General features: G+C 74.3%; 12 protein-coding genes. 4 read left to right on the forward strand and 8 right to left on the reverse strand.

Translation table 11 applies throughout. From position 1 onward, the window contains the following. Positions 1 to 9 precede the first annotated feature (9 nt). From ACQP1N_RS20705 to ACQP1N_RS20730, 6 genes are all read right to left on the reverse strand, one after another. Complete coding sequence (locus ACQP1N_RS20705) at positions 10 to 822, reverse strand: AfsR/SARP family transcriptional regulator (protein ID WP_067794015.1); 813 nt, start codon at positions 820 to 822, stop codon at positions 10 to 12. A gap of 150 nt (positions 823 to 972) precedes the next feature. Then, complete coding sequence (accD, locus tag ACQP1N_RS20710) at positions 973 to 2,676, reverse strand: acetyl-CoA carboxylase, carboxyltransferase subunit beta (RefSeq protein WP_433226056.1); 1,704 nt, start codon at positions 2,674 to 2,676, stop codon at positions 973 to 975. After that, entirely contained in the window at positions 2,673 to 2,939 is a 267-nt protein-coding gene (locus ACQP1N_RS20715; protein WP_067794032.1) for an acyl carrier protein, read from the reverse strand. Before ACQP1N_RS20715 ends, accD begins: the two co-directional genes overlap by 4 nt. Positions 2,940 to 2,966: 27 nt before the next feature. Further along, positions 2,967 to 4,172: a ketosynthase chain-length factor gene (locus ACQP1N_RS20720; protein WP_433226058.1), complete on the reverse strand. Its 1,206-nt coding sequence runs from the start codon at positions 4,170 to 4,172 to the stop codon at positions 2,967 to 2,969. Then, positions 4,169 to 5,431, reverse strand: coding sequence for a beta-ketoacyl-[acyl-carrier-protein] synthase family protein (locus tag ACQP1N_RS20725; RefSeq protein ID WP_067794013.1), 1,263 nt, complete (start codon positions 5,429 to 5,431; stop codon positions 4,169 to 4,171). The genes ACQP1N_RS20720 and ACQP1N_RS20725 overlap by 4 nt, the downstream gene beginning before the upstream one ends. Before the next feature lie 45 nt (positions 5,432 to 5,476). Next, on the reverse strand, positions 5,477 to 6,322 hold the full coding sequence (locus ACQP1N_RS20730; protein ID WP_433226060.1) for an aromatase/cyclase: 846 nt from the start codon (positions 6,320 to 6,322) through the stop codon (positions 5,477 to 5,479). Between the two features lie 141 nt (positions 6,323 to 6,463). On the opposite strand from ACQP1N_RS20730, the gene rfbH reads away from it, so the two are divergent. The 3 genes from rfbH to rfbB are packed head-to-tail and all read left to right on the forward strand — an operon-like array spanning position 6,464 to position 9,830. Further along, complete coding sequence (gene rfbH, locus ACQP1N_RS20735) at positions 6,464 to 7,783, forward strand: lipopolysaccharide biosynthesis protein RfbH (RefSeq protein WP_433226062.1); 1,320 nt, start codon at positions 6,464 to 6,466, stop codon at positions 7,781 to 7,783. Further along, the gene (locus ACQP1N_RS20740) at positions 7,780 to 8,847 is read left to right on the forward strand and encodes a glucose-1-phosphate thymidylyltransferase (RefSeq protein WP_433226064.1); all 1,068 of its coding nucleotides are present in this window, start codon (positions 7,780 to 7,782) and stop codon (positions 8,845 to 8,847) included. Before rfbH ends, ACQP1N_RS20740 begins: the two co-directional genes overlap by 4 nt. Continuing rightward, positions 8,844 to 9,830 carry a dTDP-glucose 4,6-dehydratase gene (gene rfbB / locus ACQP1N_RS20745; RefSeq protein WP_067794009.1) on the forward strand — a complete coding sequence of 329 codons (987 nt, stop codon included), beginning with the start codon at positions 8,844 to 8,846 and terminating at the stop codon, positions 9,828 to 9,830. Before ACQP1N_RS20740 ends, rfbB begins: the two co-directional genes overlap by 4 nt. Here the strand turns inward: rfbB and ACQP1N_RS20750 are convergent. Further along, positions 9,808 to 10,560, reverse strand: a complete 753-nt coding sequence (locus tag ACQP1N_RS20750; protein WP_067794008.1) for an SDR family NAD(P)-dependent oxidoreductase — start codon at positions 10,558 to 10,560, stop codon at positions 9,808 to 9,810. The two genes, rfbB and ACQP1N_RS20750, sit on opposite strands and share 23 nt — an antisense overlap. A gap of 61 nt (positions 10,561 to 10,621) precedes the next feature. Then, positions 10,622 to 11,785: a sensor histidine kinase gene (locus tag ACQP1N_RS20755; RefSeq protein WP_433226067.1), complete on the reverse strand. Its 1,164-nt coding sequence runs from the start codon at positions 11,783 to 11,785 to the stop codon at positions 10,622 to 10,624. Between the two features lie 242 nt (positions 11,786 to 12,027). On the opposite strand from ACQP1N_RS20755, the gene ACQP1N_RS20760 reads away from it, so the two are divergent. Further along, positions 12,028 to 13,056 carry a methyltransferase family protein gene (locus ACQP1N_RS20760; RefSeq protein WP_433226069.1) on the forward strand — a complete coding sequence of 343 codons (1,029 nt, stop codon included), beginning with the start codon at positions 12,028 to 12,030 and terminating at the stop codon, positions 13,054 to 13,056. Positions 13,057 to 13,105 lie beyond the last annotated feature (49 nt).

Raw genomic sequence — 13,105 nt, forward strand, 5'->3', positions numbered from 1 at the left:
GGCGGGCGGCTAGGACGCCTTCGGCGGCCGGCCGGCCAGCGATGCGCCGGCGGCCGCCGGGGCGGCGGAGATGTTCCCGGTGAGCACGTCGCGGTGCGCCTGCCGCGCCTCCGGGGAGGGGTCGAGGCCCAGTTCGTCCGAGAGCAGCCGCCGCAGGTTCTCGTACGCGCGCAGCGCCTCCCCGCGGCGCCCGGCGCGGCCGAGGGCCGTGATGAGCCGGACGTGGAACCACTCGTTGAACGGATGGGCCGCGACCAGCCCGCGCAGGTCGGGGATGATCTCCCGGCCCCGGCCGAGCTCCATGTCGAGCTGGACGAGCAGCTCCAGCGCGCCGATCCGGCGCTCCTCCAGATGGACGGTGTAGCCCCGCAGCACGGGACCGGAATCGACGTTCGACAGCACCGGCCCCCGCCAGAGCCCCAGCGCCCGCCTGACCAGCTGGGCGGCGCGCGGCGACTCCCCCGCGGCGTGCAGCGCGCGGCCCTGCGCCACCTGGCGGGCGAACACCTGCGAGTCGAGCGCGTCCTCGTCGACCCGCAGGACGTAACCGGGCGCCACGGTCCCGATCAGCCGCTCGGCCGGCTCCTCGCCCAGCTCCTGCGCGAACGTCCGGCGCAGTTGGTAGATGTAGGTCTGCGTCGTGGTCACCGCGCTTCTCGGCGGCCGTTCGTCCCACAGGTCCTTGATGATCGACTCCAGCTCGACGATCTGCCCCGGCCGGGACAGCAGCAGCGCGAGCACCTGCCTGACCTTGGGAGCGGTGGGCGTACAGGTCCGGCCGTCGTGGACGACTTCGAGAGTGCCCAGCATTGTGAATTTCACGGATTCTCCTTCGAGGAATGCGACACCCCGTACTCGAGGAACTCCGTTTGCGATGCTAGGGATCCGCGACCGCGACACTCAAGGACGATGTCGACAAATTGGCCATAGGGTGCAGGGGGTCGCCCCTTTTCTGCAACCTTCGACACATTTTCAGTGAGGATCGGCGATACCGGACGGCCCCTCGCCACGGAAACGCCGGAAACGCGCGCGCCGCGCCGCGACGATGGCCGCGGCGTCCAGCGGGAGCAGCTCGCGCAGGGTCGCGGCGAGCGCCGCCCGCAGCCGCGCCGCCGTCTGCGCCGGGGCGCCCCGCGCGCCGCCGTCCGGCTCCTCGACGACCGCGTCGAGCACCCCGCAGCCGAGCAGCCGGCGGGCGTCCAGCCGCAGCGCGGCGGCGGCGCGCGGCGCGGCGGCCGCGTCCCGCCACAGGATCGACGCGCACCCCTCCGGGCTGATGACCGAGTAGACGGCGCCGGACAGCGCGAGCACGCGGTCCGCCACCGCGAGCGCCAGCGCGCCGCCGCTGCCGCCCTCCCCCGTCACCACCGCGACAACGGGGACCGGCAGCGCGGCCATGAGCCGCAGGTTCTCCGCGATCGCCACCGACTGGCCCTGCTCCTCCGCCACCGCGCCCGGATGCGCGCCCGGGGTGTCGACGAACGTGACGACGGGCAGCCCGAGCTTGGCGGCCAGCCGCATCAGCCGGGCGGCCTTGCGGTAGCCCGCCGGCATCGGCATGCCGAAGTCGCGGCGGGTCAGCTCGGCGACGTCGTGGCCCTTCTGGTGCCCGATCGCGACGACGCCGAGGCCGCCGAGCCGGGCGAGGCCCCCGACGATCGCCGGGCAGTCCGCGGCGAGCCGGTCACCGTGCAGCTCCAGGAACTCCTCGAAGACCTGCCCGGCGTAGTCCAGCGTCGTCGGCCGGCCGATGTCGCGCGCCGACCGCACCGTCTCCCACGCGTCCCGGTCCGGCAGCGCGGCCGGGTCGGTGACCAGGTGCGCGGCGTCCGGGCCGGGCTCCGGCGGGAGGCCGGCGGGCGGGCGGCGGGCCGCCGTCGCCAGCAGCCGGCCGAGCGTCCCGCGCAGCACCGAACGCGGCCGGACGAGGTCGATCACGCCGTGCTCCAGCAGGAACTCGGCGGTCTGGAAGTCGTCCGGCAGCGTCTGCCGGATGGTCTGCTCGATCACCCGGCGGCCGGCGAACCCGAGCCGCGCGCCGGGCTCGGCGATTATCACGTCGCAGAGGGTGGCGAATGAGGCGGCCACGCCGCCGAAGGTCGGGTCGGTGATCAGCGAGACCGTCAGGACGCCCGCCTCGTCCAGCTCGCCGAGCGCCTGGCTGGTCTTCGCCATCTGCATGAGCGCGATGGCGCCCTCCTGCATGCGCGCCCCGCCGGACGCGGTGACGATGAGCAGCGGGGTGCGCTCGGACAGCGCGACCCCGGCCGCCCCCGCGATCAGCTCGCCCGCGGCGGCCCCGAGGCTCCCGCCCAGGAAGCGGAAGTCCATCGCGGCCACGATGACGGCGTTCCCCTCGATGGCGCCCCGCGCGCAGACGACCGCCTCCTCCAGCCCGGTGCTCGCCCGCGCCTCGCGGAGCCGTTCCGGGTACGGCCTGGAATCGGTGAAGCCGAGCGGATCGCCGGTGGCGACCGGGATGTCCAGCGCCCGCCGGGAGCCCGCGTCCAGGAGCTGGTCCAGCCGCCCGGGCGCGGTGAGCCGCCCGTGCCACCCGCACTCGGGGCAGACGCCGAGGTTGCGGGCGAGCTTGCGCTCGTACAGGAACAGCCGGCAGCCGGGGCAGCGCGACCATTGCGCCCGGCCGGCCGGCGGACGGCTCAGGACCTCGCTCACCGGGCCGTCCCGGCCTCCGCGAGCCGGTCGTTGACCAGCGTCAGGAACGCCGCCGGGGTGGCGGCGTCGGCGACCTCCTCCTCGGGCAGCTCGACGCCCAGGTCGCGCTGGAGCCGGCTCGCCGCCTCCATCAGCGCGAGCGAGTCGTAGCCGAGCGCGGCGAAGTCCACGCCGAGGATGTCACCGTCCAGGTTGAGCGACTCGTCCTCGCCGGCGGCCGACCGCATCACGGCCTTGAGGTCTTCCAGGGTGAACGCACTCATGTTCTCCTCCTCCATTCGCGGCGCGGTTCAGGCGGCCGAGCGCACGACCAGCGCCGAGTTGAATCCGTGGTGTCCCCGGGCGATGACGAGCGCGGCGGACAGCGGCACCGGGCGGGCCTCCCTGACCAGGTCGAGCTCGCAGCCCGGGGCGAGGTCGCCGACGTTGACCGTCGGCGGGACGACGCCGTCGCGCAGGGCCAGCAGCGCGGCGGCCACGTCGACCGGCCCGCCGCCGGAGCTGAGCCGGCCGAACATCGTCTTGGGCGCGGTGACCGGGACCGGCGTGGACCGCTTCCCGAACACCCGCCGGATGGCCTCGGCCTCCACGAGGTCGAGGGACGGGACGCCGGACGCGTCCGCGAACACCGCGCCGATGCCGGACGGGTCCACGCCCGCGTCGTCCAGCGCACCGGTGATCGCCTCGGCGAGCCGGGTGCCGCCGGGCGGGTCGAAGGTGGCGCAGTACCCGGCGATCTCCCCGTAAACGTGCGGTGCGCCGCGTTCACGTGCCCTGCCGGCGTCCTCGACGATCAGCATGGCACCGCCCTCGCCGATGACGTGCCCGCCCGCGCCGGCGTCGAAGGGCAGGAAGGCGCGGTCCCTGTCGCGGCTGCGGCTGAGCCCGCCGTTGCGGACGTGCGCGGCCACGCCCCACGGGCACAGCGGCGCCTCCATCCCGCCGGAGACCACGAGTCCGGTGCCGGCGCGCACCCGCCGCCGCGCCTGCGCGAGCGCGTCCAGGCCGCCGGCCTGCTCGGTGACCAGCACCCCGGTCGGCCCGCGCATCCCGTGCCGGATCGAGATCTGCCCGGTGTTGACCGCGTAGAACCAGGCGAACGACTGGTACACGCTGACGTGCTCCGGCCCGTCCCGCCACAGCGCCTGCAGCTCGCGCTGGCCGAACTCGAACCCGCCGATCGACCCGGCCGTCACCACGCCCATGTCGAACTCGCCGAACCGCGCCGGGTCGACGTCCGCGTCGGCGAGCCCCCAGCCGGTGGCGGCGAGCGCCAGCTGCGTGACCCGGTCGGTCTGGGGCAGCAGCCGGCCGGGGATCTGCGCGGCGGCGTCGAACCCGGAGATCTCCCCGGCCAGCCCGACCGGGTACCCGGACGCGTCGAAACGGGTGATCGGGCCGATCGCGGACGCGCCCTTCAGCGTCCCGGCCCAGAACTCCTCGACGCCGAGCCCGGTGGGCGCGGCGACGCCGATGCCCGTCACCACGGCGGTCATCGCGCCCCCCGCCGGGTCAGGACCATCGCGCTCTGGAAGCCGCCGAAGCCGCTGCCGACGGTCAGCACCGCGTCGAGCCGCTTCTCCCGCGCGGTCAGCGGGACGTAGTCGAGGTCGAGTTCGGGGTCGGGGTCGTCGAGGTTCGCGGTCGGCGGCACGACGCCGTGCGTGAGCGCGAGCGCGCAGGCGGCGATCTCGATGGAGCCGATGCCGCCGAGCGAGTGCCCGGTGACCGCCTTGATGGAGCTCACCGGCACCCGGTGGGCGTGCTCGCCCAGCGCCCGCTTGAACGCCCTGGTCTCGTGCCGGTCGTTCTGCTTGGTCCCGGTGCCGTGGGCGTTGACGTAGTCGACCGCGTCCGGCGCCAGCCCGGCCCTGCCGAGCGCCGCCGTGATCGCGGCGGCCATCTCGCGCCCGTCCGGCCGCAGCGCGGTCATGTGGTAGGCGTTGCTGCGGCAGGCGAAGCCGTCGATGTGCGCGTAGATCTGCGCGCCGCGGCGGCGCGCGTGCCCGTACTCCTCCAGGATCATCACCGCGGCGCCCTCGCCCAGCACGAACCCGTTGCGGGTGCGGTGGAACGGCCGCAGCGCGCTCTCCGGGGTGTCGTTGCGGTTGGACGTGGCCTTGATCGCGTCGAAGCAGGCGAAGGTGATCGGCGACAGCGGGGCGTCGCCCGCGCCCGCGACCATGACGTCCGCGGAGCCCTCCTCGATGAGGTCGCACGCGTACCCGACCGCGTCGATGCCGGACGTGCAGCCGGCCGAGACGACGGTCGCCGGCCCCTCGGCGCCGGCCGCCCAGGCGACCTCGGCGGCCAGCGAGCTGGGCACGACGTAGTCGTACAGGTGCGGGACCGCGTACTCCGGGTCCACCACCCAGGTGCGGCCGCCGTCGCTGAGGACGTTGTACTCCTCGTCCAGCTTCATCGTGCAGCCGACGGCACTGCCGACGCTGACGCCGACGCGGCCGGGGTCGTGCGCGGCGTCGGGCAGCCCGCTGTCGGCGAGCGCCTCCCGCGCGCTCACGACGAGGAGCTGCGCGGCCCGGTCCATGCGCCGGGCCTCCTGCGGGGAGAGCCCCTCGCGGACCGGGTCGAAGTCGCACTCGGCCGCCACCCGCGAGCGGTACGGCGCCGGGTCGAAGGTGCTCACCGTCCGGGTGGCCGTCCGGCCCTCGACGATCCGCTGCCAGAACGCCTTCGTCCCGGGATCGCCGGGCGCCACCACCCCGATCCCGGTGATCACGACACGCCGGTCCATAGCCTCGTCTCCCTCGCTCACCACGTTCACATCGCTCGGCACCGACTATCGGGCGGGCTCTTCAAGCGCACCTAGAGGTGGGATCGGGGCCGGGACGGGCGGCGGCGCGGTGGAGCCGGGAGCGAGCCGGGCGGCGTGCCGCGAGGTGACGAGCGTGCCGCCGGTCACCGGCCGCACGGTGAGGTTCCCCCACGACATGCGGCATCCCCCGGGGAGGGGCCCGAGGTCCTTCCACACCAGCCCGGTGCCGGGGATCCACACGTGTGCGCGCCGCAGCGTCCCGGCGTCCTCGGTCCGGACCTCCACGACCTGCCGGCCGGGATCGCCGGAGACGGCGCGGACGCCGGCGCGTCCCGCGACGTTCCCCGGCCAGGCGCGGGCATCGGACAGGAACGCCTCGACATCGCGCGCGTCGCGGTGGAGCAGCACGGATTCCTCGTGGACGAGATCCCACCCGTCCTCCTCCGCCAGCCGCTTGACGGCCTCCAGCTGCATGCCGGTGCCGCGCCTCAGCCGGGCCTCGACCGGGGCGCCGTCGCCGGTGACGCGCCACTCGTGCCGCAGCTCGACCCGCGTCTCCTCCGCCGCCAGTGCGGTCATCCGCCATCGTCCGCCCAGTTCCAGGACCGGCGGCTGCGGCGGCCGCTGCTCGAACCGGACGGTCCCCGCCGCGGGGTCGAGCCACCGGGCCGCCCGCCAGCTGCGGATCGCGCCGTCCTCGACGGTCCACCGCTCGATGAGGTCGCCGCCGTCACCGTGCTCGACATACCGGACGTGCACCACCGGCGGGGCCGACCGGACGGCCTGCGCGGCGTCGGCCACCAACGGGTACACGGCGCCGAGCGGCCGGGCTACGACGATGTTCTGGACGACGCTTCCGCTGCTGATCACTTTTCGCTCCCCGGGAAGGGCGGACACGGTCGGCGCCCAGCGTGGGGGCGTCCGCTCGAAATGGCCTCGAAGCCCGCCCGAATCGTCCGTCCCACCGTGGGGGCTCACCGACCACAGCGAGCGCATTGGGGAGGCGGGCGCATGTCCGGCGACAAGGCGCTGCTCTTGGAGCAGGCCCGCAAATACCATCACACCGTTTCACCGCCGCGGGAGTTCGTCCCGGGCGTGACGCCGCTGCCGCCCTCAGGCGCGGTGCTCGACGAGGACGACCGCGCGGCGCTCGTCGAGGCCGCGCTGGACATGCGGATCGCGGCCGGGGCGCGGGCCCTGCGGTTCGAGCGGGGCTTCGCCCGCGCGATGGGCCTGCGCAAGGCGCATCTGACGAACTCGGGGTCCTCGGCCAACCTGCTCGCGCTGACCGCGCTGACCGCGCGGGACCTGGAGGAGCACCGGCTGGTGCCGGGCGACGAGGTCGTCACCGTCGCCGCGGGCTTCCCGACGACCGTCAACCCGATCGTCCAGACCGGCCTGGTGCCGGTGTTCGTGGACGTCGAACTCGGCACCTACAACACCACGCCCGACCGCGTCGCGGCGGCCGTCGGACCGCGCACGAAGGCGATCATGATCGCGCACGCGCTGGGCAACCCGTTCGCGGTGCGGGAGATCACCGAGCTGGCCGAGGAGCGCGGGCTGTTCCTCATCGAGGACAACTGCGACGCGGTCGGCTCCCGCTACGAGGGCAGGGCCACCGGCACCTTCGGGGACATGAGCACGGTGAGCTTCTACCCGGCCCACCACATCACCATGGGCGAGGGCGGCTGCGTTCTCACCGACAACCTGGCGCTGGCCCGGATCGTGGAGTCACTGCGCGACTGGGGCCGCGACTGCTGGTGCGAGCCCGGCGAGGACAACAGGTGCCGCAAGCGCTTCGACTACCAGCTCGGCACGCTGCCCCCCGGATACGACCACAAGTACGTGTTCTCCCGTGTGGGCTACAACATGAAGAGCACCGACATCCAGGCGGCCCTGGGCCTGACGCAGCTCGCCAAGCTGCCCGCGTTCGGCGAGGCGCGGCGGCGCAACTGGCGGCGGCTCCGCGACGGCCTGGACGGCGTCCCCGGCCTGCTGCTCCCCGAGCCGACGCCGGGCGGCGACCCGAGCTGGTTCGGCTTCGCGATGACCGTCCTGCCCGGCGCCGCGTTCACCCGCCGGGAGATCGTGGACTTCCTGGAGTCCCGCCGGATCGGCACGCGGCTGCTGTTCGCCGGCAACCTGACCCGCCAGCCCGCCTACGCCGACGTCCCCTGCCGGGTTTCCGGGGATCTCGCCAACAGCGACATCGTGGCCGAGGGCACGTTCTGGATCGGGGTCTACCCGGGCCTCACCGACGAGATGATCGACTACATGATCGCGTCCATCCGCGCGTTCGCGTCCGGCGGCGCCGAAGGAGGGCGTCCGTGAAGGCCCTGGTCCTGGCGGGCGGCAAGGGCACCCGCCTGCGCCCGTTCACCCATTCGATGCCGAAGCAGCTGATCCCGGTCGGGAACAAGCCCGTCCTGGTGCACTGCCTGGAGAACATCCGCGACATCGGCGTCACCGAGGCCGGCGTCATCGTCGGCGACGGGCACGAGCAGATCCGGGCGCTGGTCGGCGACGGGGCGGCCCTCGGCCTGTCCGTCACCTACCTCGTCCAGGAGGCCCCGCTCGGGCTCGCCCACGCGGTGCTCACCGCCCGCGAGTACCTCGGCGGCGACGACTTCGTCATGTACCTCGGCGACAACGTCCTGGCCGGCGGGATCGCCGAGGCCGCCGCCGAGTTCCGCGCCCGGCGCCCGGACGCGCGGCTGCTGCTCGCAAAAGTGGCCGATCCCCGGCAGTACGGGGTCGCCGAGCTCGGCCCGGACGGGCGGGTCCTGTCGCTCGCCGAGAAGCCGGAGCGGCCGCGCAGCGACCTCGCCATCACCGGCGTCTACTTCTTCACCCCGGCCGTCCACGCGGCCGTGGACCGGATCCGGCCGAGCGCGCGCGGCGAACTGGAGATCACCGACGCCGTCCGGGACCTGCTCGACCGCGGGCACCCGGTGACGGCCGGCGAGTACCGCGGCTACTGGCGCGACACCGGAAGCGTCGACGAGCTGCTCGACTGCAACCGCGCCGTCCTGGACGGCGTGCGGCCCGGCCTGCACGGGCAGGTCGACGCGCACAGCCGGATCGTCGGCCCGGTCGTGGTCGAGCCGGACGCCCGGATCGTCCGGTCGCACATCACCGGCCCGGCCGTGATCGGCGCCGCGGCCCTCGTCACCGACAGCCGCGTCGGCGCCTACTCCGCGATCGGCCGCGGCTGCACCCTCACCATGGCGGGCATCGCCGACTCGATCGTGCTCGACGGCGCGTCGATCAGCGAGATGTCCGGGCTGACCCGGTCGCTGATCGGGCGCGGCGCCACGGTCGCGGGCGGCGCCGGCGGCCACTCCAGCCGGCTGCTGGTGGGCGATGACGCGGGCGTCGAGGTGACGGCCTCATGAGGGTGCTCGTCACCGGCGGCGCCGGCTTCATCGGCTCGCACTTCGTCCGCACCATGCTGGCCGGGGGCTACCCCGGTCACGAGGACGCCGAGGTGACGGTCCTCGATCTGCTCACCTACGCGGGCAACACCGCGAACCTGCCGCCGGCCCACCCGCGGCTCACCTTCGTCCGCGGCGACGTCTGCGACACCGAACTGCTGGCCGGGCTCGTGCCCGGCCACTCCTGCGTCGTGCACTTCGCCGCCGAATCCCACGTCGACCGCTCGATCTCGGGCGGCGCGCAGGACTTCGTCCGGACGAACGTCCTCGGCACCCAGGCCCTGCTGGAGGCGTCGCTGCGCGCGGGCGTCGAGCGGTTCGTGCAGATCTCCACGGACGAGGTGTACGGCTCCATCGCGCAGGGATCCTGGACCGAGGACTGGCCGCTGCGTCCGAACTCCCCGTACGCGGCGTCCAAGGCGTCCGCCGAGCTGATCGCGCGGTCCTACCACCGCACCTACGGGATGGACATCCGCATCACGCGGTGCTCCAACAACTACGGGCCCTACCAGTACGTCGAGAAGCTGATCCCCCTGTTCATCACCAACCTGCTCAGCGGCACGCCGGTGCCGCTCTACGGCGACGGGTCGAACGTGCGGGAATGGCTGCACGTGGACGACCACTGCCGGGCCGTCCACCTGGTGCTCGCGCGAGGGCGCGCCGGGGAGATCTACAACATCGGCGGCGGCCGGGAGCTGACCAACGTCGCGATGACGAAGCTGCTGCTGGAGCTGTGCGGCGCGGACGCCGCCATGGTCCGGCACGTGGCCGACCGCAAGGGCCACGACTTCCGCTACTCGGTGGACGGGTCCAAGATCCGGGACGAGCTGGGCTACCGGCCGCGGATCGGGTTCGAGGAGGGCCTCGCCGACGTCGTCGCCTGGTACCGCGACAATCCGGGCTGGTGGAAGCCGGCCGCCGTCAGCGACCGCCCGACACCGTGACGACCTGGCCGGTGATGTTGCCGTTGGCGGCCGAGCCGAGGAACAGCACGGCGGCGGCGACGTCCTCGGGCGCGCTGAGCCGCCCGCTGGGCGTCGCCGCCGCCTCCCGCTCGGCCGTCCCGGCGGGCAGCCGCGCCGCGACCCGCTCGGTGAGCGTCAGGCCGGGCGCCACCACGTTCACGAGGACGCCGTCCGGGCCGGCGTCCCACATGAGGCTGCGGGCGAACCCGTGCAGGCCCGCCTTGGCCGCCCCGTAGAACTCCATTCCGGGACGGCCGCCGGCCACCAGGTGAGAGGAGATCAGCACGATCCGGCCCCAGCCGCGGCGCCGCATCCCGGCCGCCGCGAGCTGGACGGTGCGGATCGTGCCGGCGAGGTTGTCGGTGAGGAGGCCGCCCCATTCGCTCATCGGGGCCTCGGCGAAGTACCCGGCGTCCGGGCGGCGTCCGCCGAGGCGCGCCGCCGCGGCCACCAGGACGTCGGGTCCCCCGCATTCGGCCTCCACGGCGGCGACGGCCGCGGCGACGGAGTCCGGGTCGGACAGCGAGTAGCCGACGCAGAACGCTCCCCCGCCGAGCCGTTCCGCCAGCTTCCCGGCGGCCTCGGCGTCGTGGTGCCACGTCACCGCGACGCGCGCCCCCGCGTCCGCGTAGGCGCGGGCGACGGCCCGCCCGATGCCGCCGGTGGCACCGGTGACCAGTACGGAACGTCCTTCGAGTCCAAGCCGCATGGCGCCCTCCCCGTGATACCGCCGAGCACGGCCATGGTGCGGAACCGGGGTCGAGGCTCCCTCAAGCCGCCGCCGAGGCGTGCAGCCGCGGGGCGCCGCCGGGCACCGGTGCCCGGACCACGAGCCGGTACCCCCCGCCGTGGACGGCCGCGGCCTGCAGCCCGCCCCCGGCCGCGGCGACGCGCTCGGCGAGCCCCTTCAGCCCGTTGCCGGGCAGGCCGGACGGGCCGCCCCCGGTCCCGTCGTCGGTGATCCGCAGCGTGACGCCGGCGGCGTCGCGCCGCACGAGGATCTCGCACCGGCCGGCCCGGCTGTGCCGGATCACATTGGTCACGCCCTCCCGGACGGCCCAGCCGAGCAGCGTGTCGGTCTCGGCGGGCAGCGGCAGCCGGTCGTGCTCGACGACCACCGCGATGCCCGCCTCCGCGAGCAGCGCCCGCGCCTCGGCCAGTTCGGCGCCGAGGCACCTCTCCCGGTAGCCGGTCACCGCCTGGCGCAGCTCGGTCAGCGCCCGCCGCCCGGCGGCGTCGATGTCCTGGGCGAGGCCCCGGACGGCGCCGGGATCGCCGCCGGCGGACCGGCGCACCGACTCGGCCTTGATGAGGATGAGCGCCATCGTGTGCCCGAACAGGTCGTGCAGGTCGCGGGCGAACCGCAGCCGTTCCCGCGCGACGGCGATCTCGGCCCGTTCCCGGCCGCCCTCGCGGAGCCTGACCACCTCGGCCAGCAGCCAGCTCAGCAGCCCGGCCACCATCGCGCAGACGAGGGCGGTCACCACCACCTCGGAGGCGTCGAGGACGCTCCCCGAGCGCCACCAGTCGATGCCGCCGCCCGCCCCGGCCACCGCCCCGGCGCCGAGGAGGAGGACCGGCGTGCACCGCCACACGGCGATGGCCGCGAGCAGCGACAGCACCGGGTCGAAGAGATCGAACATGTGCCCGCCGAACGCCGCGCTGAGGGCCACCGTCAGCAGCACGGTCGCGGCGGGGAGGGACAACGCCTTCAGGTGCCCGGTGGAGTGGCGGCGGGCCAGCAGGACCGCGCCCAGATAACAGGCCAGGTAGGCGGCGAGGCCGAGGCCGGCGAGCCAGGCGGGCCGGTCCCGCCCGCCGAGCACGTCGGCCAGCGCGCCGGGAGCGGGCAGCAGCAGCGGCCAGGGGACGAGCACCACCGGGAACAGGCGCCGGCCGATCGGCTCATGGGAACACGCCCCAGCGTGGCGCATCGAAACACCTCCGAGAACGCCCGAGAGGGCTCAAAGAGTGATCATTATGCTCCGCAGGCTAAAGTTTTCCGGCTTTCATATCAAGTACAGTATTTTGTTCAATATAATTTTTGCCCCGGTCTCCGTTGACGACCTGCTCCCCCGCGAATTCTCCGGCCGGTTCAGGACAGCCCGGAACCGCCTCGACCGTGCGTCGAGCCCCGCCCGCGAGCCTGTCGGCGACGCCGACAGGAGGAGGCACGGTGCCCCACGTTTCGGACGCGGCCCCGCTCACCCGCGCGGAGCTGCTCGATCTCATGCAGGGATTCAAGAAGACCGCGGTGCTGCGCGCCGCCGTCCGGCTGGGCGTGTTCGACGCCCTGGCCGGCGGCCCGGCGGACGCCGCGGAGCTGGCCACACGGCTCGCCGTGCAGGCCCGCGGGCTGCGGCTGCTGCTGAACGCGCTGACCGCGCTGCGGCTGCTGGAATGCGACGGCCACCGGTACCGGCTCGGCCCCGGAACCGGCCCGCTGCTCGTCAGCTCGGAACCCGCCTATTGCGGCGGCAACGTGTACGTCGCGTCGAGCGACCGCGAATGGGCCGCCCTCGGCGACCTCGCCGGCACCGTCAGAAACGGAGGACCGATACCCGGTACCGACGCGACGGCACCGGGCTTCGACTACTGGGTGGATTTCGCCGAGCACACCACGATGGCCACGCACGGCGGGGCGCACATGGTCGCCGACGCGCTGGAGCCGTGGGCCGCGCACCGCACCGGCCTGCGCGTCCTCGACGTCGCCTGCGGGCCGGGCGTCTTCGGCTTCGCGCTGGCCCGGCGGCATCCGGACGCCCGGGTCGTCGCGCTGGACCGGCCGGACGTGCTGGAGAAGGCCGAGGAGCACGCCCGCGCCATGGGCGTCCTCGACCGGGTCGAGTTCCTGCCCGGGGACATGTTCGACATTCCGCTCGGCGGCCCGTACGACGTCGTCCTGGTCGCGAACGTGCTGCTGCACTTCTCCGCGGCCGCGAACGTGCGGCTGCTGCGGCGGCTGAGGGGCGTCCTGAAGCCGGGCGGACGGCTCGTCGTCGCCGGGTTCACCGCCGAGATGCCGCCCGATCAGCTCCATCCCCACCTGCTCAGCCTGCTGATGCTGTCATGGACCGCCGAGGGCGAGGTCCCGTCCGCCGCGGACTGCGAGCGGATGCTCGCCGACGCCGGGCTGCCCGGCGCCGAGTCGCACGGCCGGCCGGGGCTGCCGATCCGCGCCTTCGTCGCCGCCGCGCCCGGCTGAGCCCGCCCCGCCGCGCGGCGCGGGCGGTGTCCACGGCCGTGGACACCGC

The sequence above is a fragment of the Actinomadura formosensis genome (genome assembly GCF_050948385.1).
In the GTDB taxonomy this organism is placed as follows: domain Bacteria; phylum Actinomycetota; class Actinomycetes; order Streptosporangiales; family Streptosporangiaceae; genus Spirillospora; species Spirillospora formosensis.